Origin of the sequence: Deinococcus metalli, assembly GCF_014201805.1 — a bacterium.
In the GTDB taxonomy this organism is placed as follows: domain Bacteria; phylum Deinococcota; class Deinococci; order Deinococcales; family Deinococcaceae; genus Deinococcus; species Deinococcus metalli.
In genome coordinates, this window is record NZ_JACHFK010000001.1 from 482,949 (window position 1) to 506,500 (window position 23,552).

A 23,552-nucleotide genomic window follows, 5' to 3' on the forward strand; every position below is an offset into this window, starting at 1 on the left:
CGCATGACGGAGCACGCGCCCACGCCCTCCCCGGTCGGCGGATCGGGGGATGGGGCGGCCGTGACCCTCAAACCGCTGCTCGACTTCACGCCGGCCGAGTGGCGCACCCTGCACGGCTTTTTCCGCAACCGCGAACTTGCAGACTGGAACGACGCCAAACCCATCCACCTGCCGGAGTGGCTGTTCCGGCGGATCATGCAGGACGAGGAACGCGGCGGCGAGCGCGCGGGCTTCGGCGTTCTGGACGCTGCGGGCCGATTGATCGGCAGCGCGGAGCTGTACGACCTGCGCCCGCCGCCGCCGCTGGCCGCCACGACCGGCACGCTGGGCATCATGATCGGCTACCCGGAGCTGTGGGGCCAGGGCTATGGGCGCGGCGGCGTCAACGCGCTGCTGCGCTGGGCCTTTGAGACGCGCGATCCGCCGCTCACGCGCGTGCGCCTCACGACCTTCGGGCACAACCGCCGCGCCCAGCGGGCCTTCGCCGCGTGCGGCTTCCGCGAGACCGGCCGCACCGAGCGCCCCGGCCGCACCGACGTGCACATGGACATCAGCCGGAGCGAATGGCGCTCCCGGCGCGAGCGTCCGGCAGAATAGACGCATGCGTGTGCTGCTGCCGGATCTGCCCGAGTTTCGAGCCCTCACTGAAGTCGGGGAGCGCAGCGTGCCCGGCTGCGACCTGGCGTACTACTCAGACGGCCACGTGCCGGACGGCGAGGCGTCCGGCGTCGTGCTGTGGTTCGCGTCCAGCGACACGCGTGACCGCCTGCTCGCCACGCCGGGCGTGCGGTGGGTGCTGACCCTCACGGCCGGGATCGACCACGTCCGGAACCTCATTCCGCCGGGCGTGCAGCTGTTCAACGCCAACCGCCTGCACGAACGCGCCGTGGCGGTGCACGCCCTGGCCGGCATGCTCACGGCCGCACGCGGCTTCCACCGCTTCCGGGACGCCCAGGCCCGCCACGACTGGGCCCCGCCGAAGACCCTCAGCGAATCGGGCCTGATCAGCCTCGACCGCACGCGGGTGGTGCTGTGGGGCTTCGGGCACATCGGCCGCAACCTCGAGGAGCTGCTGCGTCCCTTCGACGTGTTCCTGAACGGCATCTCCTCGGCCACCACCGACAGCGAGCGCGACGAGTTCCTGAGCACCGCCGACTTCGTGGTGCTGCTGCTCCCCAGCACGCCCGACACGCGCGGCATCGTCAACGCCGACATCATCGGCCGCATGAAGCGCGGCGCGTGGCTGGTGAACGTCGGGCGCGGCAACCTGATCGTCCGGGACGACCTGATCGCGGCCCTCCGCAGCGGGCACCTGTCCGGCGCGGTGCTGGATGTCACGGACCCCGAGCCCCTGCCGCAGGACGATCCCCTGTGGGCCGAGGAGAACGTGATCATCACGCCGCACATCGCCAGCACCACCACGGACCTCGTGTACCGCGGCGCAAGCCTCACGCGGGATTTCCTGATCGATCTGCAACAGGGCCACGAACCCGAGGGTCTGGTCGAATCCTGGCGCAAATACTGAGCCCGTGAGCTGAACGGACGACGGCACCGGCCCGATGCAGGCGGTGCCGTCGTCCGTCCGGTGGGCGGCCTACGCGATCGGCGGCAGCTCGCGGGCGTGGTCGTCGATCAGGCCGCCGCCCAGCAGGCGCGGGCCGTCGTACAGCACGGCACTCTGGCCGGGCGCGACTGCGAACTGCGGTTCCACGAACGCCAGTTCGAAGGACTCCGCGTCGGCGTGCACCACGCGCGCGCGCACCGGCGTGCTGCGGTAGCGCACCTGCACGTCCAGCTCGGCGGGCACGTCCGTCACGTCAAGTAGCCAGTTCGCGCGGCTGGCGCGCAAGCCCGTCCACAGGCAATCGTCGTAGTCGCCCACCCACACGGTGTTCGTGGCCGGGTCGAGGTGCACGACGTGCCGCACGCGGTGGGACTGGTACAGGCCCAGCCCCTTCTTCTGGCCCAGCGTGTAGAACTGCGTGCCCAGGTGGTCGCCCACGCGCTCGCCGGTGCTGATCTCGCGGATCGCGCCGCTGGCCTGCGGGAGGTGCTCGGCCACGAAGTCCTGCACCCGGCCCGGCACGAAGCAGATGTTCTGGCTCTCGGGCTTGTGGGCGGTCAGCAGGCCACGCTCCGCGGCGATCTCGCGCACGCGCGGCTTCTCCAGTTCACCCACCGGGAACAGGATGTACGGCAGCGCGTCCCGTGGCGTGCCCCACAGGAAGTACGTCTGGTCCTTGCGGGGATCGTCGCCGCGCCAGAACTCTACGCCGCCCGCCGCATTCACCACACGCTTGACGTAGTGGCCGGTCGCCACATAGCGGCAGCCGAGCATCTTCGCCTTCTTCACCAGTTCGTCGAACTTCACCTTGGTGTTGCAGTTCACGCAGGGGTTCGGCGTGCGGCCGTGGGCGTACTCGTCCAGGAACGGCCCCACGATGTGCCGCTGGAACTGCTCGCGGTAGTCGAGCAGGTAGAAGGGCACGCCGACCTGTTCGGCCACGCGCCGCGCCTCGTACGCCGCGTCGGGCGAGCAGCAGGTGTCGAAGGTGTCGACCCGCTTGTCGTCCGGCCAGAAGCGCATCATCGCGCCGATCACCTCGAAGCCCTGCTCCTTGAGCAGCGACGCCGTGACCGACGAGTCCACGCCGCCGGACATCGCGCACAGCACGCGTTCCCCGCGGCCGGTGGCGGGGGAGACGGCGGGTGCGGTGGCAGGGGCCGGAGCGCTCATACAGCCGCGCAGCTTAACAGGTCGGCCAGGGCGGCGACGTGAGGCGCAGGGCAATTCGCCCCCACTGGACGAGGCCACCCGGCGACGCGGTGCCGGGCCGCCCCGCTACACTCGCCGCGTGAGCCTGTCCCCCGAGTCCCTGACCGACGCCGCGCGCGAGTACGGCACGCCCCTGTACGTGTACGACGCCGCCGAACTGGACGCCGCCCTGGCCCGCGTGCGCGCCGCCTTCGGGGACGCGCGGGTGTACTACGCGATGAAGGCCAACCCGAACCTGACCCTGCTGCGCCGCCTGCACGCGGCCGGCGTGGGCTTCGAGTGCGTGAGCGCCGGCGAGATCGCGCGGGCAGAGCACGTCGGCGCGGCGGGCGAATCTCTGCTGGTGAACGGCCCCGCCAAGTCGGGCGCCGAGTACGCGGCGGGAGCGCGGCTGGGCGCGACCTTCATCGTGGACCGCGACGAGGAGGTCGCGCTGCTGCCCCCGGCCTCGCGGGCGCTGGTGCGCGTGAACCCGGCGCTGGCCGTCAGCACGCACGACCACCTTGCCACGGGCGCGGCCGGCAGCAAGTTCGGCGTGACGCTGGAACAGGCGCCCGGCGTGCTGGATGCCCTGCGCGCCGCCGGACACGACGCCCTGGGCCTGCACGTGCACATCGGCAGCGCCATCCGCGACGCGGGCGACTTCACCGCCGCTTTTGGCCGCCTGACGGACCTGCGCGACCGCACCGGGCCGCTGGCGGTGCTGGACGCGGGCGGTGGCTGGGGCCTGGACGCCGACCTGCACGGCATCGCGCGCGAGGCGCGGGCGGCGGCCGAGGCCTTCGGCGCCGAGCTGTGGGTGGAACCGGGCCGCTACCTGGTGGCGCGGGCCGGACAGCTGCTCACGCGCGTGGTCGGCACCAAGCGCACCGGACGCCACTTCGTGCTGGTGGACGCCGGCATGACCGAGCTGCTGCGCCCGATGCTGTACGGCGCCGTGCATTCCGTGACCGCCCTGTGGGACGCCCCGGAGCACGGCCTGTGGGATATCGCCGGCCCTGCCTGCGAGAGCGGCGACGTCCTGGCACGCGGCGTGACCCTGCCGACCCCGCCGCGCGGCGCGCTCCTCGCCTTCGGGGAGGCCGGCGCGTACGGCGCGGCCATGAGCAGCGCCTACCTGACCCGCTCCCGCCCCGCGGAGGCGCTGTACGAGGACGGCCACTGGACACTGGTCCGCCGCCGCGAGACCCCGCAGGACGTGTGGGTCGCCGAGGAGGTGTAGTGATGCCTCTGATACCTCCCCGAGCGACCATAAAACGGTCAGGCCGTCAGACCGCCCCTCAGAACGAGCTGCCGCCTCCCACCCGCACGCCCTGGTAGTACGCGTACGCGGCCGTGTAACACGCGGGGCGGGCATACCAGCTCTTCGCGGCGCAGATGGTCTTCATGTTGGTGTAGAAGGCGTCGTCGCTGGCCAGGCGGTTCGCGTCGGTGCGCTCGTACACCTTGAGGTTGCGGTACGCGAAGTCGTGCTCGTTGCACGGCGGGCGGAAGTCCTCGCGGTAGCCCAGGCCCAGGCCGTCGGGCGCGCTGCACCCGTCGCGGGTCCAGTCCAGGCCGGGGTACGGCACGCTGCCGGACGTGGCGTAGGCCGCGTACTGGGCGTTGTAATTGCTCACGGCGCCCCAGCCGGTGCGCTTGATGTACGCCACGCGGTCGCTGGCGAGGTCCAGCGTGCCGAGCGGCGGCACGGCCGGCCGGCTCAGCGTGGTGGGCCGCTCGCCGTAGGCCTCCTGGAGCGCCGCCAGCAGGCCGGGATCGTCGGCATAGCGCTGAAGGATCGCCTGGCTGCCGGAGTCTTGCAGTTCCGGCCGGGCCGCGTACGGCGCGGTGGCCGCGGCATCCGGAGCCGGGGTGGACTGTGAGCAGGCGGCGAGCAGAACGGCGGTGCACAGCGCAGTCACGGGCAGGTGTCGCATACGGGCAGCTCCTTGCATGAGGGACGGTGGTCTGTCGGTCACCCCGAGTGTAAAGGGCCATGTCAGGGCTGTGTTCGCGGGCGGCGCCTATCATGGCGTGGTGACCGTCCAGTCCGTCTCCAGCGCTCCGGCCTCCTCGCCGGACAGCACGCGCGCGCGCATCCAGCTCCACGCGGCGCGGCTGTTCGTGCAGAGCGGCTACCACGGCGTGAGCATGCGCGAGGTCGCCCAGGCGGTCGGCGTGACCAAACCCGCGCTGTACCACCACTACGCCGACAAGGAAGCCCTGTTCCTGTCCATGCTGGACGGCGCGCTCTCGGGCCTCGCGCGGCTGGTCGAGGTCGCCTCGGCGCAGCCGGACCTGCGCTCGCAGCTGCGCGCCCTGGTGGACGAGCTGATCGCCAGTGCGCCGGAGCAGCGCGTGGGCCTGCAACTCGCGAGTGAGCTGCGGCACGTGTCGCCCGAGCGCCGCGCCGCCTTCGAGGGAGCGTACCGCCGCGTGTGGCTGGGCGGCCTGACCGGGCTGTTCGAGGCCGCGGCGACGCGCGGCGAGCTGCGCCGCGACCTGCCTCCGGCGGTGCTGGCACGCGCGTTCCTGGCGCTGCTGTACCCGCTGGTCACGGGCACCCCGCCGGCCGATCCGCAGGGCACGGCGCGGGCGCTGCTGGCCGTGTACCTCGACGGCGCCGTGCCCCGCTGAGCGCCACCCGAACATGAAGACCCTTCATGTGGTGCACATGAACGGTGGGTGGCTTCTCCCGGAGCATAGGCCCTAGCGCGCCGCACGGGCGCGGCAGTACGGGGATTCTCCCTCTTCGGTGACCTGGACGTGCGTGGCAGCGTCCGCTTCCCTTCCTGTGGAGACCACAATTCATGGAATCACTGTTTGCCTGGATGGCCCAGCCCGAGGCATGGCTGGCTTTCGCGACGCTGCTGCTGCTCGAGATCGTGCTCGGCATCGACAACGTCATCTTCATCTCGATCCTCGCCGGCAAGTTGCCGCCCGAGCAGCAGCAGCGGGCGCGCACCGTCGGCCTGCTCGCCGCGCTGATCATGCGTCTGGGCCTGCTGTTCTCGATCACGTGGGTCTACAGCCTGAAAAACGACCTGTTCACGCTGTTCGGCATGGGCTTTTCCGGCCGTGACCTGATCCTGATCGGCGGCGGCCTGTTCCTGCTGTACAAGGCCGTGCGCGAGATGCACGAGCAGATGGAGGGCCACGGCGCGCCCGTCGGTGCGGGGCAGGCCGGCGTGCCCGGCCGGGTCGCGGCGGGCTTCGCGGCCACCATCGCCCAGGTGATGGTGCTGGACATCGTGTTCAGCCTCGACTCGGTGATCACGGCGGTCGGCATGGCCGACGACATCGGCGTGATGGTCGCGGCGGTGGTCGTGACGGTGGGCATCATGCTCTTCGCCGCGCGGCCCATCGGGGATTTCGTGCAGGCGCACCCGACCGTGAAGATGCTGGCGCTGGCGTTCCTGATGCTGATCGGGATCAACCTCGTCGCGGACGGCCTGGGCTTCAAGATCCCCAAGGGCTACACGTACTTTGCCATGGGCTTCTCGCTCGCCGTGGAGTTCCTGAACCTGCGCCGGCGCCGCACCGGCCATGACGCCCACGCGGCGGACGGCACCCCCGGCCGGACGGCGGGCTGATCCACCCACCACTCCTCTGCCGGGCACCGGGGCGATGTTCCTCGGTGCCCGGCGCCCACTGACTCCCGGCGCGAATCTCGGCCACGATCCGCTAGGATGGGCCCGCCATGAAGGAGGCTCCCACGTGCCCGTCACCCGTCTGGAAATCTGTACCGAACACCTGTCCATCGACCAGCGGGAGAACCTGCTCGACGCCGTGTGGGATGCGCTGCGCATCAGCCCCGGCATGGTGACCGCCGACGGCAATGTGGAACTGTCGCTGAGTCAGTGCGGGCCGAGCACTGCCCCAGAGGACGCCCCGCTGGTCCGCGTGGACGGCCACGAGTACCGCAACGTGACGCCCGAGCGGCTGGTTACGCTGATGAAACGCTGGTCGCGCTGACCCGTTTCCCCGGAGCGCTCCCCGTCAGGGCACGGGGGGCGCGTCCGATGTGGCGGGGGCCTCGGCGGCGGGCGCGCGCAAGGCGCCCAGCGCGGCCAGCAGCGTCGAGTCCTCCCCGCTGGTGGTCAGGGCGGCGATATCGAGCGGCGCCTGCACGTCCGGCGTGATCCGTTCGGGCAGGGGCTGGCCCTCGGCGGCGTAGCCGCGCAGCACCGTGACGGTCAGGACGCCGCCGTCCGGCATGGCCTCGAAGGTCACGCCGCTGTTGCACACGCCGCGCGTGACGTCGCCCACCGCGGGCACGCCGGCCCGCTGCGCGTAGTACGTGAACACCTCCGCGCACGACGCCGTGTCGGGGCCGACCAGCACCGCCGCCGGGCCGGTCCACACGCGCACGTCTCCGGGCGGCCGGTCACCGGGGCGCGGCGGCCGCCGTGGCACCTCGCCCGCGATGCCCACCATCACCTGCGCGCCCTGCCGGAACTGCATGCGGTACGACACCCGCGCGAAGATGCTGGCCGCCGCGACGCACTGCGACAGCCCGCCCCCCGTGTTGAAGCGCAGGTCCACGATCAGGCCGCGTGCTCCCTGGGCCTGCGCATCCCGCACCCGCCTGAGGAACAGGGCGGCCGAGTCGTCCGGCAGGAACGACGGCAGGGTGACCACCGCGACCCGCCGGTCGTCGCCCGCCCATTCCAGGGTCGGCTCGTCCCGCGCGGCGAGGTCGCGCGTGCCCACATCCACGCTCAGGTCCGGGCTGCCGGGGCGGCGGACCGTCAGGTGCAGGGTCCCGGCCTCGCGCTCCAGCTTCACGAACTCGGTGGGGCCGACCGGGGCATTCACGCGCCCCGTCTTCCCGGCCGCCTCGCCGTTCACGGCCGTGATGAGATCCAGGGCGCGCAGCCCCGCCGTCTCGGCCGGACTGCCGGGCATGACCGACGCGACCAGCAGGCCGCCCTCGACCCGCACCACCCGCGCGCCGGTCCGCGGCACCGGGGCGTTGCGGGCGATCTCGTCCAGCCGCCGGGCGGCGTCGGGGTCGCGCACGCTGGTGTGGGGATCGCCGACCTCGCGCAGCAGGTCGCCCAGCACGTCGCGCGCCGTGGTGTACGGGCAGGTGTCCACCTGCTCGGCGCAGCGGCCCTCCAGCACCGCGCGGTACTTGTCGGTCAGCGCCTCCAGGTTCGCCGTCGACCAGCCGTAGTAGTCGCGCACCACGTCGCCGGACGCGGCCCGGAACAGCTCGGTGGCCGGGCTCGCGTGTGCGGCGGCGCCCAGCAGCGCGCCTAGGGCAGTGCCCAGCACGGCGGCGCGGACCGGCGGTCGGAATGAATTGAGGGGCACGCCCCAGGGTACGGCCGCCGGGAGACGGCCGTCAGATCGGCGCCACAATCCGCCGGGGATACCCCCGGTCGGGCGGCCTTACAGCCGGGCCTGCGCCGTGACGGACGTGAGATTCACGCTCTCGCCGTTGAGCGCGGTGCCCGTCACGACCTGGAAGCCGAAGTACCCGCGGCCGGTCCTCGCGGCCGCGTCCAGCGCCGCGCCGCTGAGCGTGAACGGCACCTTCGTGCCGGCCTGCACGGTCACGGTGCCGATGGCCTGGGCACTCTCGCCTGCCGGATCGCAGGCGTACATGGTCGGGGACGTAAACGGCACCGTCGAGCACGTCGCGTCCAGCCCGTCGAGGGTGGAGCGCACGTACAGCTTCACGGTCCCCAGGTCCCCGCCGGACGCGTTGTACAGCGCGTTGCCGCGGATCGTCAGGCCGCGCAGCGCCGCCGGGAGGGTCACGCCCTCCAGCTGGTCCTGATTGACATACACCACCTTCCCCTGCGTGATGAAGGTATTCGCCAGGGGCACGGTCGTGTCGCGCAGCGCGACGACGGGCGTGGGAATCACGCCACAGCCGGCCAGCAGCAGGGCGGCAAGGGGCAGCAGGGGACGGGCGGGACGGTCGGGCATGGGGTGATCCTCCGGAGTCGGCTTGAAACGGCGGGGCAGGGTCCTGACCGCCAGAATAGTGAGCGTTCCTGACAGCCGGGTGACACGCTCTGCTAGCCTGCCCGCGTGAAACGCCGTCCCACCGTCACCCTCCAGGCCGCCGCCGTGCGCCGCATCACGGGCCGGTATCCCTTCGGCCACCGCGCCGATATCGCCGCGAGCGACGCCGGCATCCAGCCCGGCGAGGTCGTGGACGTGCGCGGCCCGACCGGCCCGGTGATCGCGCGCGGGTACTTCAACACCGACGGCGGCACACCCCTGCGCCTGCTGACGTGGACCGGCGAGGACATCGACGCGGCGTTCTACCGGCGCCGCGTGCGGGCGGCCCTGGAGCGCCGCGCCGGCCGCATCCAGGCCACCGACGCCATGCGGGTGCTGCATGCCGAGGCGGACGGCCTGCCGGGCGTGGTCGCGGACCGCTTCGGGGGCGTGCTGGGCGTGCAGCTGCGCAACGCCGGCGTGGAGCGTCACCGCGACCTGATCGTGCAGGCGCTCAAGGCCGAGACGGGCGCAGACGCCGCTTACGAGCGCAGCGACACCGGCGAGCGCCGCAAGGAGGGCCTGGACCTCCACACTGGCACCCTGTGGGGCGACGTGCCCGAGCGCGTGAGGTTCCACGAGGACGATCTGGAACTGCATTTCGCGCCCATGGACGCCCAGAAGACCGGGTTCTTTCTGGATCAGCGCGACAACCGCCGGCTGCTGCGCTCCTTCGTGCAGCCTGGCCAGGGCTTCCTCGACGTGTACTCGTACACCGGGGGCTTCAGCCTGCACGCCGCGCGGGCCGGCGCCAGGAGCGTGGCGGTGGACAAGGACCAGGTCGCGCTGGCCGCGCTGGAGCAGGCTGCCCGGCACAACGGCGTGAACGTGGGGGTGCGCTGGGGCGACGCGCTGGAGGTGCTGCGCACGCTGTCGCGCGACAAACGCAGCTTCGGCGTCGCGGTGCTCGACCCGCCCACCCTGGCCAAACGCCGCGACGACGTGCCCGGCGCCAAGCGCATCTTCACCGACGGTGCCGCACTGACCCTGGGCATGCTGGAGCCCGGCGGGGTGCTGCTGATCAGCACCTGCGCCCACTACATCCGCGTGGATGACCTGCTTGACGCCGCGCGCGTGGCCGCCGCCACCGCCGGCTGCGACGCCGAGGTGCTGGACGTCACGTACCAGCCTGCGGACCACCCGCACCTTCTGAGCGTGCCGGAGAGCCTGTACCTCAAGAGCATCCTGCTGCGTAAGCAGGCCTGACCTGCCGCGCGGATCGCTTATGCTACGCACTACATGAGCGCCGTGATCCACCTGCAAGCGCTGGGGCTGACCGAGTACGAGGCCCGCGCGTACACCGCCCTGCTGGCCCTGGGCCGGGCGGTGCCCGCCCGCGTGGCCAGACAGGCGGGCATCCCGCGCCCCAAGATCTACGAGACGCTCGAACGCCTCGAGGGCCGCGGGCTGGCCGCCAAGGTCGGGCAGAACCCGCTGGAATACGCGCCGCTCAGCGCCCGCGAGTACCTGTCGCGTGCGCGCCGCTCCTTCGACGATCGCCTGGGTGCCCTGGAGCGCGACCTGACCCGCCTCGCCCCGGACCCGGCGCCCGAGGCCGTGTACCACCTGTACGGCGAGGCCGCGATCCGCAGCCTGTGCGAGGACCTGACCCTGAATGCCCGCCGCAGCCTGCACGTGGCTGGCGACGCGGGCATGGCCAGCCGACTGGAACGCCTCACGCCGCGCGGTGTGCACCTGCTGGTCAGTTCGCTGGACGGCCTGCCCAGCGTGGCCGCGCAGGGCCAGCGGGCCTTTCTGCTCGCCCGTGACGGCGAGGCCGCCGTGATCGCGCACTTCATTGACGAGGGCGGCAGCGGCGAGGCACACGGCGTGCACACGCACAACCCGGTGATCATCCACCTGATCGAGGGGTATGTGGAACTCGCGGCCCGCAGCGTGGGCGTGCCCGGCTGACGCAGCCTGCCGGCACTGTTGACAAGCCTGGGAACCGCTGTTAACCTAGCTGAGCCCTGAAGAGGGCGAAGCGCAGAAGTGGGGCTGTGGCGCAGCTGGGAGCGCGTCTGAATGGCATTCAGAAGGTCAGCGGTTCGATCCCGCTCAGCTCCACCAAGAAAGAGTCCGGAGGCCTAGGCTTCCGGACTCTGGCTTTGTTTTCGCCTGTGGCGTCATCTGGCCTGCGACGGGTCGGGGAGGCGTGCGGACGCCACCTCGCTTAGTGTGGCCTTCCAACCCTGGGCCGAAGCGTTGCCGCCCGTGAAGTAAAAGCTGTTCCCAATCGCGCCCGCCACGCCTGAGACGCGGGCCACAGGCAGGGGCGTCAGCGGGGTCCACGTGTTCGAGACGGGGTCGTATGCCGTCACGTCTGCCATTGGGACGTTGTGGGCGGTTTCACCTCCGGCCACGATGATCCTCCCACCCAGGACGAACGTCGAATTCGAGATGTGGCTCCGGGCGCGTGGCAGCGGGGCGAGCGGGGTCCAGGTGTTCGTCGGTGGGTCATAGGCCTCGACCCAGGGCTGAGTGGTCAACGTGCTGTCGTGCCCGGTCTGGCCGCCGATGGCATAGATTTTGCCGTTCAGTACGGCAGAACCCAGGTGATTCCGGGCATGGAGGAGCGGCGCCGCCACGGTCCAGGTCGTCTGCCGCGCGCCCAGGTCTAGGACATAGTGGACGCTGAGGTCCTGGTTCCGGGCCCGGTTGGTGCCGCCGAAGTAATGCAACTTGCCATCCAGGTACTGCAACTGTCCGGCGGCCAGCGGCACGGGCAGGGCGGGCAGGGGGCTGTACTGCTGCGAGCCGGTGTCGAACGCCCAGACCTGGGTCGTCCCGAAGACCTGGCCAGACCACGTGCCATTCGGGCCGGGAAGCCCGGAGTAGCCGCCTGCAAAGTAGATGATGGAGCCGTTTGAGGTGATGCCCGCGTGAGTGAGCCCGGTCCCGGGCATGACTGTGCGGGCCGTCCATGTATTGGTGAGGGGATCGAAGGCCTGCACCCTGTTGGTCGGCGTGCAGCACGCCCTCAGGCTGTCGAAGCCGCCGAACACGTACAGCCTGCCGCCCGAGACGACACCCTGCCCTTCGGACACGCCGACAGCGTTCGGCTGGCTGGCGATGGGGGTGTAGACGACGGTGGTTGCAGCGGTCGGCGGTGGGCTCACGACCGGCGCGCAGTCGAGCGTCGCCGATCCCCAGTCCGCGTGGTCGTACGCGATGCCGTCGCCCGCATCGGTCACGACCAGTTTCACTTCCTTCACGCCCTTCAGCGGGGCGCTGAGGGTGAAGGCGCCCTGGCCGCCGGTGCGCGTGCCGCTGTCGGCGAGCTTCCGGCCGTCGCCATACACCTGGAAGACGACGCTGCCCTTCCCGGCGGTCTCATCGTCCACGCCGACCTGCGCGGTGATGGTCGAGCACGTGCCGGGCAGGGTGTAGATGATCTCGCTGGGTGCGTGCACGCCCAGGCCGCTGCTGAAGGTCTGGCCGGCCACGGTGAGTGTGCGCCCGTCGCTGGCCTGCTCGCTGCCGTTGCTGGCGTTGCGTTCCAGCGGTCCCCACCCATTCGTCGCGCTGCTGTAGTCCAGTGCCGACACTTGATTCAATTTCGCCGGGATGGCCGCAGGCGAGGTGTTGCGGTCACTCCACGGGTGCGTCGCGCCGTGCCCATACGGATCGGTGTGGGCGGGCTGCGGACTCGAGGTGCCCGGCGTCGTACACGCGGCCAGGGTGACGGTCAGCACGGCAGCCAGGCGCGTCACGCGCGGGGCCGGTCGGTCGGGAGAGAAGATGGACATGGGTCCTCCGTTCAGGCGCAGCCGTCAACGCTTCGTTGTACGTGCGGCCCGGGTCTTGTGCGATTCGCTTTCGGGCGGTACTCTGATGCGGCCCGGTCAACGGGCACCCGCACACCCTCTGCGGCGATGTAGCTCAGCTGGTTAGAGCGAACGACTCATAATCGTTAGGTCCGCGGTTCAAGTCCGCGCATCGCCACCACCGACCCGCCTCACGGCGGGTGTTGTCGTGCCCTGTCACACCGGGCGCCCGGCCATCATGAAGCTGGCGGTCATGCCGCCGTCCACGGGCAGGATCGCGCCGGTCACGAAACTGGCGGCGTCGCTGCCCAGGAAGTACACGACCTCGGCCACCTCGCGCGGCGTGCCGATGCGGCGCAGGGCGTGCAGGTCCTCGTAGTCGCGGCGGGTCTGGGCCGGATCGTCACTGCTCTCGATGCCGCGCAGCAGCCCTTCCGTGCTGATCGCGCCGGGCGCCACGGCGTTTACCCGCACGCCGCGCGGCGCGAGGTCCAGGCACATGGCGCGCGTGAGGTTCACCAGACCGCCCTTGCTGGCGTTGTATGCGGCGTTGTCCTGCTCGGCGAACAGGCCCTGGACGCTGGCGACATTCACGACCGCGGCGCCGCGCGGCATCTGCCCGATCAGCTCGCGCACCAGCAGCAGTGGAGCGGTCAGATTCACGTTCAGGGTGCGCGCCCAGCCCCGCTCGCTGACGTCGAGCACGCTGCCGTGCGCGCCCTGGTAGGCGGCGTTGTTCACCAGCACCTGTACACCGCCGTGCTCGTGCGCTGCCTGCGCGATGCGGGCGCGGCCGCGCGGCGTGGTGATGTCCGCCTTCACGCGCGTGTGCCCCTTGAGCGTGGGCGGCAGGTCGAGGTCGACCGATACGATGCGGGCGCCGCGTTCGGCGTACAGCTCGGCGATGGCGCGGCCGATGCCCCGAGCCGCACCGGTGACGATCACCGCCAGTCCGGGCGTCCCGTCCGGCGTCGTGGGGGCGGGTGGAGGAGTTGTGGAGACCATGCCGTCAGTGTCCGGCACCATGTAGAGCGCTGCATGGAGTCTCAACAGTTCCTGAATTCTTGGACTCCTGTCCAGCTTCATCAAATCAGAGCAGGCGGAGCCAGGAGTGGTCTCCGCCTGCGGTCTGTATGGAACTAGTTACTTCTTCGCAGCCTCGATCAGAGCGGGCACGATCTGGTTCACGTCACCGACGATGCCGTAGTCCGCGACCTTGAAGATCGGCGCCTCGGCGTCCTTGTTGATGGCAACGATATTGCGGCTCTTGCCCATGCCGCTCAGGTGCTGCACGGCGCCGCTCACGCCCAGCGCGATGTACGCCTGGGGCTGCACGGTCTTGCCGGTCTGCCCGACCTGCTCGGCGTAAGGTCGCCAGCCGGCGTCCACCACGGCACGCGTGGCACCCACGCCCGCCCCGATCGCGTCGGCGAGACCCTCGACGTAGGTGGCGAAGTTCTCCGGGCTGCCCACGCCGCGCCCGCCGGTCACGATCACGTCCGCTTCCGCCAGGGCCACGCGGCTGGACTTCTCGACGCTCCGGCCCGTGACCTCGACGCGCGGGGCAGGCAGGTCGAGGTCCACGTCGTACTCCTCGCCGGGCTGCGCGGCGGGCGCGGCCGGGGCGAACGCGCCGGGCTTGACCGTCACCACGATCATGGGGCCGCTGGCCTCGACCGATTCGGTCACGCGGGCCAGGAAGGTGTAGCGCTGCGCCCGCAGGGCGTCCCCCTGCGCGCTAAGGCCGATGACGTCCTCGAGGTACGGCGCGTCGAGCTTCACGGCCACGCGCGGCGCGTACTCGCGGCCCGAGCGGCTCCCACCGATCAGGACCGTGTGCGCCTCACCCTCGCGGGCGATCTGGGTGGCGGCGGCGGCCCAGACCTCCGCGTTGTAGATGGCGAGGGCCGGCAGGTCGGCCACCAGCACCTGGTCCGCGACAGCGGCGGCTTCCTTCGCCACGCCCGTCACGCCCTGCCCGAGGACGAGCAGCGTGACCGGCCCCTCGCGGCCCGAACCGCGCGCAGCGGTGACCATCTCCAGCGTGGACTTGGCGAGCTTGCCGCCCGCGTGTTCGGCAACGATCAGGATCATGCGATCACCTTCGCTTCATTGCGCAGCAGCTCCAGCAGATGCTGGGCGGCCGCCTGAGGGTCTTTGCCGTCGATCATGGTGTTGCGCCTGGCGCGCGTCTGGATCTCCGCGCCGACCACCTTCACGGTCGGCGTCACGCCGTAGGTGGCGGGATCGTCCTTGCGGAGTTCCTTCTTCTTGGCCTTCATGATGTTCGGCAGGGTGGGATAGCGTGGGTCGTTCAGGCCCTGCTGCGTGGTCACCACGGCCGGCAGGGTCGCGCGGAAGCTCTCGTTGCCGTCGTCCACGTCGTGCCGGCCGGTCAGGGTGTCGCCCTCGACCTTCAACTCGTTCGTCCACGTGAGCTGCGGCCACCCGAGGCGTTCGGCACTCGCCGCGCCCAGCGCCTGCGAGTCCCAGTCGGCCTCCTGCCCGCCGACCAGCACCAGCGACGCGCCCTCGGCCTGGGCGACCTGCGCGACGATGCGGCTCAGGGCCACCGCGTCGTACTTCTCGTCCGTCTCGACGTGGATGGCGCGGTCGACGCCCATTGCCAGCGCCGTCCGCAGGGCGTCCTCGTTGCGTTTGGGGCCGACCGCCAGCGCGACGATCTCCTCGACGTCGGCGCCGGCCTCACGCAGCCGCAGCGCCTCCTCGACGCCGTACTCGTCCATGCCGTCGATCACGACGGTGGTGCCGTCGAGGTCGACGGCCTGTCCTTGAATCTTGATGCGGGCTTCCGCATCGGGAACTTGGCGTACCAGGGTCAGGATCTTCATGGGGCCTCCGGGGCAGGGCAGGGGCCGGAGCGGACGCTCGGCCGACCTGCCCAGCATGACAAATTGAACCGAGTTCAAGTTTAGCAGGAGTTGCGCTCCTGCCGTCCACCGATCCTGGCCCCCGCGCTCCGGCCCAAGACAACCTAAAAAAGGCCACAATCCTTCAATCAGAATTCTCATCTGACCGCTGGCGGTCACGGTGCATAGTCCGGATATGAAGCCTATTCACCTCCTCGCGGTCACCGCCCTCGCCACAGGTGCCAGCGCCGGCGCCCAGTCCTTCGAACTCGGCCTCACCGGCGGCTACGCCAACGGCCTGAGCGGCGAGGCGTTTATCCACTCGCCCAACCTCATCGGCCCGGTCGGCGTGAAGTTCGGCGTGTCCTACGCCCGCGCCGCCGACGCGATCAAAGACAGCAGCGACCTGGGGGCCGGCACCTTCGCCAGCTACAAGGCGAGCGGAGCCACAGAGTCCGGCACGCACACGATCGTCGGCCTGGACGCCACGTACGGCCTGGGTGAACTCGCGCCCGGAATCGACACCACGCTCTACGCCGGGGCGCGTTATGGGATGTTCCGCTCCACCGAGGACTACGGCTCCAACATCAATGCGACGTACTCCACCAATGCGTTCGGCGTTGGCGGCGGTGTGATGGTCGGGTATGCCCTGACCGGCAATCTCAGCCTCGTGGCGGATCTCGGCGCCGACTACTTCTTCAACTCCACGATCAACCAGGTAAACAACACGGCCTCTGGTCAGACCACCGCCAGCTACGCGACCAACGATCCGAACTACGGCGACATCAGCAACCGCTTCGTCCGCCCCGGCATTGATTTCAAGGCGCGCATCGGCATCAAGTACGTGTTCTGATCCTAACCCCGCCTGGAACGGTGAACTGGCTGCAGCTGGTTCACCGTTCTTGCGTAGGAGCCCGGCCCGCCAGGTGGGCTCGGAGCTGCTCGAAGCCGGCGATGGTGCGTGGAAAGCCCACGTAGGGAATGCACATCAGTAGGGCGCCGCGCACCTCCGCCTCGGTCGCGCCGGCGTTCAGGGCGCCGCGCAGGTGGGTGCGGAGTTCGGGCGGGCTGCCCAGGGACACCAGCAGCGCGCACGCGATCAGTTCCTTGGTCTTGAGGTCGAGGCCCGGGTGATCGTAGATGGTGTCATACGCGAAGTCGCGGACATATCCGGACAGGTCGGCGTCGAGCGTGACGAGCCGTTCAAGGATGCGGTCGTGCTGCTCGCCGAAGATCGTCGTGCGGGCGTGGGGCGGCTGGGCGTCGTCAGGCATACGCCAGGGTACGGCGGCCCGCGACACGGAAAGAACTCCGTCAGGCGGCGGTGGGTACGCTGCGCGCAGGGCGGGGAACCCTGGGGCAGAGCAGACAGATCGTAAGGTTGGCCGCGCCATGACAGCCGCCCGGACGATACCCTAGACTCACAGCAGTCTGACCGAGTCCGTCTACGCCCGCTGCGCCGCGTTTGTAATGCTGTTTCGTCCGTGCTCCGTCCGACCAGCCCCGCGCTCACCACCGCGCTCCCTCCCTGGGGGTTCCCCATGAACAGATACGACGACCGCGCCCGACTGGTATTCCATTACGCCCGTGAGGAGGGCAACCGCCTGGGCCACGCCATGGTCGGCCCCGAGCACCTGCTGCTGGGCCTGATGCGTGAGGGCGGCACGGCCGCGACCATCCTGACCGAGTTCGGTGCGTCCCTGGACGGCCTGCGCCGCCGGGTCGAGGAGATCATCGGCCGGGGAGAGGGCAACCGCCTGAACGACGCGCCGAGCATCACACCCCGCGCCCGCCGCGTGATGGAACTCGCCAGCGCCGAGGCCCGCAGCCTGGGCGCGCAGGTGACCTCGACCGAGCACATCCTGCTGGGCATCATCCGCGAGGGCGACGGTGTGGCCTTCCGGATCCTGCAGGAGCTGACCAAGGACGTGGACACCATCCGCTGGCGCATCCTGGCGCAGGGCGACGGCACGAGCAGCAAGCCCGCCAAGCCGGTTGCCACGCCGTTCCTCGACGAGTACGGCCGCGACCTGACGAAGTGGGCGCGCGAGGGCCGTCTCGATCCGGTGATCGGCCGCAGCGAGGAGATCCGCCGTGTCACGCAGATCCTGACGCGCCGGACCAAGAACAACCCGGTGCTGATCGGTGATCCCGGGGTGGGCAAGACCGCCATCGTGGAGGGGCTCGCGCTCGCCATTCACGAGAAGCGCACGCCGCCGAACCTGCACGGCATGCGCCTCGTGAGCCTGGACCTCAGCGGCGTCGTTGCCGGCACCAAGTACCGCGGCGAGTTCGAGGAACGCCTGCGCCAGATCATCGAGGAACTCCGCAACGCCAAGGTCATGGCCTTCATCGACGAGCTGCACACCCTGGTCGGGGCGGGCGGCGCCGAGGGGACGCTGGACGCCGCGAACATCCTCAAGCCGGCCCTGAGCCGTGGGGAAATTCAGGTGATCGGCGCGACCACCACCGGCGAGTACCACCGCTACATCGAGAAGGACGCCGCCCTGGAGCGCCGCTTCCAGCCGGTGATCGTGCTGGAACCCAGCCCCGCCGAGACCATCCAGATCCTGCGTGGCCTGCGGCCCAAGTACGAGGAGCACCACGGCGTGCAGATCCCGGACAGCGCCATTGAACTCGCCGTCCGCATTGGGGAGCGCAGCCTGCCGGGCCGCAACTTCCCGGACAAGGCCATCGACCTCATCGACGAGGCCGCCAGCCGCGTGCGTCTGAACATGAGTGTCGGCTTGCCCGTGCAGGAGACCGAGGACGGCGAACCCGTCGTGACGCGCGAGGACATGGAGGCCGTGATCAACTCCATGGGCGGTATCTACAGCGAGGAGTCCGCCACGCAGCTGTCCGACCTGGAGCAGAACCTTCAGGATCAGGTGTACGGTCAGCCGGACGCCATCAAGGCCCTGAGTTCCGCGCTGCGCCGCGCCCGCGTGGGTCTGGGCGGGCGCACCCGTGTCGCCGCCAGCTTCCTCTTCGTCGGCCCCAGCGGCGTGGGCAAGACGCACCTCGCCAAGGCGCTCGCGCGCAGCCTGTTCGGCAGCGAACGCGCGCTGATCCGCGTGGACATGAGCGAATTCCAGGAAAGCCACTCGGTCAGCAAGCTGATCGGTTCGCCTCCCGGCTACGTGGGCTTCGAGCAGGGCGGCCGCCTCACCGAGGCCGTGCGCCGCCAGCCCTTCAGCGTGATCCTGCTCGACGAGATCGAGAAGGCCCACCCGGACGTGTACAACACCTTCCTCCAGGTGCTCGACGACGGACGGCTCACCGACGGCCTGGGCCGCACCGTGGACTTCCGCCGCACCATCATCATCATGACCAGCAACACCGGCTTCAACGTGAACCCCACCGTGGGCTTCAGCCCGGTCACGCCGGACAACAACCAGCCGCTGCGGCACATCTTCACCCCGGAATTCCTCGACCGTCTGGACGAGGTGATCCGCTTCAAGAGCCTCGGCGAGGAGGAACTCGTCCGCGTGGCCCAGCAGCTCATGGGCGAGATGCGCGAGGAACTCGCCAGCCGCGAGCTCACGGTGACCTTCGACCCCGCCATCGCGTCGTGGCTGGTCGGCAAGCTCAAGGCCCGCAGCCCCAAGCACGCGGTCGGCAGCTCGCGGCAGCTCCGCACCCTGGTGCGCGAGGAGATCGAGGACCCGCTGGCGATGGAACTCATCGGCAACGATGGCGAGGAAGTCCGCGTCGTGCTGGGCGACGAGGGCATCCAGTTCGAGCGCAGCATGCCCGCCCCGCCGCAGATCCTGGCGTAAGGCGGAGAGGGCAGAGGGGCGGGGAGTGATCCCCGCTCTTCTATTTTCCCGCCAGTGTCCGCAGATTCTGCTCGATCCACGTGACCACGGCTGGAATCTGCGCCTCCATGTCCTCGGCTTCCAGGGTGTCGCTGCCGTCGTTCAGGTAGGCATAGGCGAAGGTGCGGCCGCCCGGCATCTCCACCAGTCCGGTGAGGGTCAGGAGCCGCCAGCCGCTCCCGGCCTTCGCACCCCAGTACGTGGCGTTCAGTGGGGATGTCCTTGGATGGCAGCAGCCCTGGGAGAGCAGATCGCGAAAGAGGCGCCGGGTGCCAGGCTGGAGGTTGTTCCCGCCGTATACCCGAGCCACCAGATCGGCATATGCCTTCGCCGTGCTGGTGTGCTGGAAGGCCAGATCGATGAACGGGTCGTACAGCGGCCCCCGGAAGTACGAGTCGATGGCGGCCTCCACCTCCGGCCCGGTGAAGCGGGCGGCGTTTGCGTTCAGGCGCGTGGCGACGGCCACCCGCTCCGCGAACGGCAGCGCGAAATATGAGTGTGCTCCCGACAGGAGGTCGTCGCCCAGCACCGCCGATTGCAGGAAGCCCTGTGCCGCCCACGCCGCCTTGCTGGTCAGCAGGACGGAGGTGCACGGACTTCGCCAGCGCAGGCTGAGGGCTACGCGCTGCGTCCCCACGGCCTGCTGGAGGATGTCCCCGGCGGTGTTGTCGCTCCGCACGATGGCCCGTTTCGCCAGATCGACCAGCGTGTGCGTGCCCGGCGGGTAGGCCTCGATACTGCGGTTCGCGGCGGTGGTGGTGAACGGCGTGTTCAGCGACAGGCGGCCGGCGTCCACGTCGCGCAGGGCCAACTCGACCACCACCGGCTTGTACGTGCTGGCGACCGGCTGCAGTTCGTTCAGCGCGCCCAGGCCGACGCTGCGGATCACCCGCTGGGTGGTGGGAGCGTACTCGGCCGCGTAGAAGGCCACGCGGCCGGACACGGTTCCCGGCAGGGGAGAAGCGGTCAGGGTCGGTCTAGTTGGCTCGCCACAGACCGCCGGAGCGGTGTTCCACACCGGCCTTGCCGTCGGACCGGCGGGCTTGGTATTGGACACGGGTGGGAGGCCGGCCGCCGCGCCTACGCCGCCCGCGACCAGCACGGCAAGCGCACGTCTGAAGGGGCCGGCCATGCGCGGAGTGTAGCGGGCGGCTGGACTTTGTGCCTGCCGCAACCCGGCCCGGGTCCATTGCCGGGTAGCATGGCCGCATGACGAAAAGCATCGCCGCATTCCAGGACGAGCACGGCCGCATCACGGGCTGGCCCAGCGACCGCCGCCGGGCCCACCAGCTCGCCATCCTGGATTACCTGACGGGGCTGTTCGATCCCGGCGTGTCGTACGACCAGGGCCAGGTCGATCAGGTGCTCGCAGACCACAGCACCCTGGCCGACCCGACCCTGCTGCTGCGCGAACTCGTGGAGGGCGACTACCTCGCCACGGCCGACGGCATGTACTGGCGTGCCGATGGTCGCCCGGGACCGGGGGCCCGTGGCTAAGGTCGCCGCGAAATACATCTGCACCAGCTGCGGCTATCAGGCGTCCAAACCGCTGGGCCGCTGCCCGAACTGCCAGGCGTGGAATTCCTTCGAGGAGGAGGCCCCCTCTGCGGTTGCCCCGAAAGCGCGTGTTGGAGCCTACGGCGGCGTAACCGGAGGGAAACTCACCCCGCTCTCGGACGTGGGTCGGCGTGAGGAGCCCCGCACCCCCAGCGGCATTCCGGAACTCGACCGGGTGCTCGGCGGGGGTCTGGTTGCGGGCGGCGTTACCCTGATCGGCGGCGAACCCGGCATCGGCAAGAGCACGCTGCTGCTCCAAGTTGCGGACCGTGTGGCGCAGTCCGGTGGCACCGTGCTGTACGTCGCGGGTGAGGAATCGCTGGAACAGATCCGGTTGCGCGCCGACCGCCTGGGTGTGACCGGGCAGATCCAGCTCACACGCGACACCCGCGCTGAGCACGTCGCCGGCCTGATGCAGGAACACCGGCCCGCGCTGTGCATCGTGGACTCCATCCAGACCGTCACCGTCGAGGGCGAGGGCGCACCGGGCGGCGTGGCCCAGGTGCGCGACGGCACGTCCATGCTCACCCGCGCCGCGAAGGAAACCGGCACCGCCACCGTCCTCGTTGGGCACGTCACCAAGGACGGCACGGTCGCCGGCCCCAAGGTCATGGAACACATCGTGGACACCACCGTGTTCCTCGAAACTGTCGGCGCGTTCCGGCTGCTGAGAAGCGTCAAGAACCGTTTCGGTCAGGCCGGCGAACTCGGCGTGTTCGAGATGCGCGGCGAGGGCCTGATCGCCGTCGAGAACCCCAGTGCCGCCTTCCTCGCGGAGCGGCCCCTGGGCGTGCCCGGCAGCGTCGTCGCCGCCACCGTGGACGGCCAGCGCCCCATGCTGCTGGAAGTGCAGGCGCTCGCCAGCAAGACCCCCTACCCGAACGCCCGGCGCGTCGTCGTCGGCCTCGACCCCCGGCGCGTGGATGTCGTGCTGGCGGTACTCGAACGTCGGCTCGACCTCACGCTCGGCGGGCTGGACGTGTACGTGAACCTTGCTGGCGGGTTGAAGGTGCCGGACCCTGGCCTCGACCTCGCGGTCGCGCTGGCCGTGTACTCCGCTGTCGTCGGGCGGGCGCTGCCGGAAAATGTCGCGGTGTTCGGGGAGGTCGGGTTGGCGGGTGAAGTGCGCTCCACGCAGGCCACCGTCCGGCGGGCAGAGGAGGCGGGGCGGGCGGGATACACGCGGTTGGTCGTTCCGCCCGGCGTGGAGGGACACCCGGGTGTGAAGAGTGTGGAGGAAGCGGTGAGGATGGTCTGGAGGTCGGCCGGATCGTAAAAGGCGGCCAGCCCCCTACCCCGACAGGGCAGGGGAGTAGGCGCTGCGCTGGGCAGGTGGTCGCCATGTCGTTCGGACTGTCCTGACATGGGGTTTTGTCAGCGTTAGGCCACGTCCTTGCCTCGTGCGTTCACGCCGTCAGCGCCCACGAGCGAGTGAGCCTGCGTCGTCTGAGCAACGGGAGCGAGGGGCCGCCCCGAGCGGATGGGGCCACGTGCGATGGCGTTCGGTCAGGGGCAGGGTGAGATACTTCGGCCCTAAACCCTCTCCCTTGCGGTGAGGCAGGGCGACGTCTCCCGGACCGGCTCACTCTGTGAGACCGACTCTCTGGATCAGGCAAGGGTCGCCCATGACTGCCTGTCACAGGCCCAGCAACGCGCCCAGCACCGCCGCGCCAATCACCACGATCACGGAGTTGACCTTGGTGCGCCACAGGATCACGAAGGCCACGGCAGCGATACCCGCACCGACCCACGAGTGGATGCTGGACTGGCCCAGCACGAGCACGCCCGCGAGGAGTACGCCGGCCCCGAAGGGCAGCAGCGCATCGCGGAAGGCGACGAGCCACGGGTGGGTGCTGAAGCGCCGCCACGCGAGGGCCGCCAGGGCGCTTAGCAGGGCCGTCGGGCCGTAGAAGCCCAGGGTGGAGGCGAGAGCGCCAGGCCAGCCGGCGGTGGCGTAGCCGTAGTACGTGACGGCCAGCATGTTCGGGCCGGGCATCAGCTGCCCGAGCGCGAAGCCGTTGGCAAGCGTGCCGGGTGTGATCCAGTGGTGCTCGCCCACCAGAACGCGTTCCAGTTCGGCGATGTTGGTGCCGCCGAAGGAGATCAGGCCCAGTCGGACGAATTCCAGCACCAGAGCCCACAGGGTGCTCTCAGACATGGTCTTCCTCGGGCGGGGGAACGCGCTGGGGGCGGTTGAGATACAGGCCTAGGCCGACCAGCGCGGCGAAGACCGGCAGCAGGTTCAGGCGCAGCACACCCAGGCCGAGGAACGTCAGGGCAGCAAGGATCAGGCCACCCTTGACTCCCAGACCGACCCGCACGACCGGAATGGCGGCGCTGAGCATGACGGCCAGGGCCGCGCACGCCGCGCCGCGCAGGCCGCTCTGCACGGCCGGGGGCAGGCCGCTGCCCGCACCGAGCGTCACGGCGGACGCGGCGAGCATGGCGATCAGGCCGGGGATCAGGATGCCCACGACGGACGTGGCCGCGCCGGCGGGGCCGCACAGCCGCGCGCCGATCATGGCCGCGAGGTTCACGGCGTTCGGACCCGGGGTGAGCTGCGCGAGGGTGTAGGTCTCGGCGAACTGCGCGTCCGTCATCCACCCGCGGGCGGTCACGGCGCGGCGGGCGTGGGCGGGCAGGCCGCCGCCGATGCCGGACAGGGCGACGCCCACGAACAGCCGCAGCAGGGTCGCTGGCGTGGGCGGCGCCGGGGGGCGGGCCGTCTCCTCCGGGCGGGAGGACGCGGTGCTGGTCATGCCCT

24 protein-coding genes and 2 tRNA genes are annotated in these 23,552 nt (G+C 70.4%); 14 read left to right on the forward strand and 12 right to left on the reverse strand.

Annotated features, from left to right (window positions below; genetic code table 11):
* The first annotated feature begins 3 nt into the window (after window positions 1-3).
* A complete protein-coding gene (locus tag HNQ07_RS02375; protein WP_184109286.1) occupies window positions 4-597 on the forward strand; it encodes a GNAT family N-acetyltransferase in 594 nt (197 codons plus the stop codon).
* A gap of 4 nt (window positions 598-601) precedes the next feature.
* Window positions 602-1,525 (forward strand): NAD(P)-dependent oxidoreductase, encoded by a 924-nt coding sequence (locus HNQ07_RS02380; RefSeq protein ID WP_184109287.1) that lies wholly within the window; start codon window positions 602-604, stop codon window positions 1,523-1,525.
* Between the two features lie 69 nt (window positions 1,526-1,594).
* Here HNQ07_RS02380 and mnmA read toward each other — a convergent pair whose 3' ends face one another.
* A complete protein-coding gene (mnmA, locus tag HNQ07_RS02385; RefSeq protein WP_184109288.1) occupies window positions 1,595-2,737 on the reverse strand; it encodes a tRNA 2-thiouridine(34) synthase MnmA in 1,143 nt (380 codons plus the stop codon).
* A gap of 118 nt (window positions 2,738-2,855) precedes the next feature.
* On the opposite strand from mnmA, the gene lysA reads away from it, so the two are divergent.
* Window positions 2,856-3,998 carry a diaminopimelate decarboxylase gene (lysA, locus tag HNQ07_RS02390; RefSeq protein ID WP_184109289.1) on the forward strand — a complete coding sequence of 381 codons (1,143 nt, stop codon included), beginning with the start codon at window positions 2,856-2,858 and terminating at the stop codon, window positions 3,996-3,998.
* 58 nt (window positions 3,999-4,056) lie between these two features.
* Here lysA and HNQ07_RS02395 read toward each other — a convergent pair whose 3' ends face one another.
* A complete protein-coding gene (locus tag HNQ07_RS02395) occupies window positions 4,057-4,695 on the reverse strand; it encodes a phospholipase A2 (RefSeq protein WP_184109290.1) in 639 nt (212 codons plus the stop codon).
* Between the two features lie 100 nt (window positions 4,696-4,795).
* On the opposite strand from HNQ07_RS02395, the gene HNQ07_RS02400 reads away from it, so the two are divergent.
* From HNQ07_RS02400 to HNQ07_RS02410, 3 genes are all read left to right on the forward strand, one after another.
* A complete protein-coding gene (locus tag HNQ07_RS02400) occupies window positions 4,796-5,395 on the forward strand; it encodes a TetR/AcrR family transcriptional regulator (protein ID WP_229831780.1) in 600 nt (199 codons plus the stop codon).
* Between the two features lie 173 nt (window positions 5,396-5,568).
* Complete coding sequence (locus tag HNQ07_RS02405) at window positions 5,569-6,351, forward strand: TerC family protein (RefSeq protein ID WP_184109292.1); 783 nt, start codon at window positions 5,569-5,571, stop codon at window positions 6,349-6,351.
* 124 nt (window positions 6,352-6,475) lie between these two features.
* Window positions 6,476-6,733, forward strand: a complete 258-nt coding sequence (locus HNQ07_RS02410; protein WP_184109293.1) for an NAD(P)H-dependent oxidoreductase subunit E — start codon at window positions 6,476-6,478, stop codon at window positions 6,731-6,733.
* Between the two features lie 24 nt (window positions 6,734-6,757).
* Here HNQ07_RS02410 and HNQ07_RS02415 read toward each other — a convergent pair whose 3' ends face one another.
* Both HNQ07_RS02415 and HNQ07_RS02420 read right to left on the reverse strand, forming a co-directional pair.
* Window positions 6,758-8,077, reverse strand: coding sequence for a S41 family peptidase (locus HNQ07_RS02415; protein ID WP_229831779.1), 1,320 nt, complete (start codon window positions 8,075-8,077; stop codon window positions 6,758-6,760).
* A gap of 78 nt (window positions 8,078-8,155) precedes the next feature.
* Window positions 8,156-8,698: a hypothetical protein gene (locus tag HNQ07_RS02420; protein ID WP_184109294.1), complete on the reverse strand. Its 543-nt coding sequence runs from the start codon at window positions 8,696-8,698 to the stop codon at window positions 8,156-8,158.
* A gap of 105 nt (window positions 8,699-8,803) precedes the next feature.
* On the opposite strand from HNQ07_RS02420, the gene HNQ07_RS02425 reads away from it, so the two are divergent.
* The 3 genes from HNQ07_RS02425 to HNQ07_RS02435 all read left to right on the forward strand — a co-directional run bounded on the left by HNQ07_RS02425 (window position 8,804) and on the right by HNQ07_RS02435 (window position 10,846).
* Window positions 8,804-9,982 carry a class I SAM-dependent rRNA methyltransferase gene (locus tag HNQ07_RS02425; protein WP_184109295.1) on the forward strand — a complete coding sequence of 393 codons (1,179 nt, stop codon included), beginning with the start codon at window positions 8,804-8,806 and terminating at the stop codon, window positions 9,980-9,982.
* A 33-nt stretch (window positions 9,983-10,015) separates the two neighbouring features.
* Window positions 10,016-10,690 carry a TrmB family transcriptional regulator gene (locus HNQ07_RS02430; RefSeq protein ID WP_184109296.1) on the forward strand — a complete coding sequence of 225 codons (675 nt, stop codon included), beginning with the start codon at window positions 10,016-10,018 and terminating at the stop codon, window positions 10,688-10,690.
* Window positions 10,691-10,770: 80 nt separating this feature from the next.
* Window positions 10,771-10,846, forward strand: a tRNA-Ala gene (locus HNQ07_RS02435).
* A gap of 56 nt (window positions 10,847-10,902) precedes the next feature.
* Here HNQ07_RS02435 and HNQ07_RS02440 read toward each other — a convergent pair.
* Window positions 10,903-12,525, reverse strand: coding sequence for an NPCBM/NEW2 domain-containing protein (locus HNQ07_RS02440; RefSeq protein WP_184109297.1), 1,623 nt, complete (start codon window positions 12,523-12,525; stop codon window positions 10,903-10,905).
* 122 nt (window positions 12,526-12,647) lie between these two features.
* Between HNQ07_RS02440 and HNQ07_RS02445 the strand changes: the two genes are divergently transcribed.
* Window positions 12,648-12,724: transfer RNA gene (locus HNQ07_RS02445), tRNA-Met, on the forward strand.
* 35 nt (window positions 12,725-12,759) lie between these two features.
* Here HNQ07_RS02445 and HNQ07_RS02450 read toward each other — a convergent pair.
* The 3 genes from HNQ07_RS02450 to HNQ07_RS02460 form a co-directional block, all read right to left on the reverse strand.
* Entirely contained in the window at window positions 12,760-13,548 is a 789-nt protein-coding gene (locus HNQ07_RS02450) for an SDR family NAD(P)-dependent oxidoreductase (RefSeq protein ID WP_184109298.1), read from the reverse strand.
* Window positions 13,549-13,686: 138 nt separating this feature from the next.
* Complete coding sequence (locus HNQ07_RS02455; protein WP_184109299.1) at window positions 13,687-14,637, reverse strand: electron transfer flavoprotein subunit alpha/FixB family protein; 951 nt, start codon at window positions 14,635-14,637, stop codon at window positions 13,687-13,689.
* Window positions 14,634-15,395 carry an electron transfer flavoprotein subunit beta/FixA family protein gene (locus HNQ07_RS02460; RefSeq protein ID WP_184109300.1) on the reverse strand — a complete coding sequence of 254 codons (762 nt, stop codon included), beginning with the start codon at window positions 15,393-15,395 and terminating at the stop codon, window positions 14,634-14,636. The genes HNQ07_RS02455 and HNQ07_RS02460 overlap by 4 nt, the downstream gene beginning before the upstream one ends.
* 214 nt (window positions 15,396-15,609) lie before the next feature.
* Here HNQ07_RS02460 and HNQ07_RS02465 point away from each other — a divergent pair, with 214 nt between their 5' ends.
* Window positions 15,610-16,266, forward strand: coding sequence for a hypothetical protein (locus tag HNQ07_RS02465; protein ID WP_184109301.1), 657 nt, complete (start codon window positions 15,610-15,612; stop codon window positions 16,264-16,266).
* A 40-nt stretch (window positions 16,267-16,306) separates the two neighbouring features.
* Here HNQ07_RS02465 and HNQ07_RS02470 read toward each other — a convergent pair whose 3' ends face one another.
* Window positions 16,307-16,687, reverse strand: a complete 381-nt coding sequence (locus tag HNQ07_RS02470) for a carboxymuconolactone decarboxylase family protein (protein WP_184109302.1) — start codon at window positions 16,685-16,687, stop codon at window positions 16,307-16,309.
* Window positions 16,688-16,954: 267 nt separating this feature from the next.
* On the opposite strand from HNQ07_RS02470, the gene HNQ07_RS02475 reads away from it, so the two are divergent.
* Window positions 16,955-19,192, forward strand: a complete 2,238-nt coding sequence (locus HNQ07_RS02475) for an ATP-dependent Clp protease ATP-binding subunit (protein WP_184109303.1) — start codon at window positions 16,955-16,957, stop codon at window positions 19,190-19,192.
* A 40-nt stretch (window positions 19,193-19,232) separates the two neighbouring features.
* Here HNQ07_RS02475 and HNQ07_RS02480 read toward each other — a convergent pair whose 3' ends face one another.
* Window positions 19,233-20,363, reverse strand: coding sequence for a serine hydrolase (locus tag HNQ07_RS02480; RefSeq protein ID WP_184109304.1), 1,131 nt, complete (start codon window positions 20,361-20,363; stop codon window positions 19,233-19,235).
* 77 nt (window positions 20,364-20,440) lie between these two features.
* On the opposite strand from HNQ07_RS02480, the gene HNQ07_RS02485 reads away from it, so the two are divergent.
* Complete coding sequence (locus HNQ07_RS02485) at window positions 20,441-20,728, forward strand: DUF2087 domain-containing protein (protein ID WP_184109305.1); 288 nt, start codon at window positions 20,441-20,443, stop codon at window positions 20,726-20,728.
* A complete protein-coding gene (gene radA / locus HNQ07_RS02490; protein WP_184109306.1) occupies window positions 20,721-22,064 on the forward strand; it encodes a DNA repair protein RadA in 1,344 nt (447 codons plus the stop codon). The genes HNQ07_RS02485 and radA overlap by 8 nt, the downstream gene beginning before the upstream one ends.
* A gap of 360 nt (window positions 22,065-22,424) precedes the next feature.
* On the opposite strand, the gene HNQ07_RS02495 is transcribed toward radA, so the two are convergent.
* Entirely contained in the window at window positions 22,425-22,946 is a 522-nt protein-coding gene (locus HNQ07_RS02495; protein WP_184109307.1) for a chromate transporter, read from the reverse strand.
* Window positions 22,939-23,547 carry a chromate transporter gene (locus tag HNQ07_RS02500; protein WP_184109308.1) on the reverse strand — a complete coding sequence of 203 codons (609 nt, stop codon included), beginning with the start codon at window positions 23,545-23,547 and terminating at the stop codon, window positions 22,939-22,941. Before HNQ07_RS02500 ends, HNQ07_RS02495 begins: the two co-directional genes overlap by 8 nt.
* Between the last annotated feature and the right edge of the window lie 5 nt (window positions 23,548-23,552).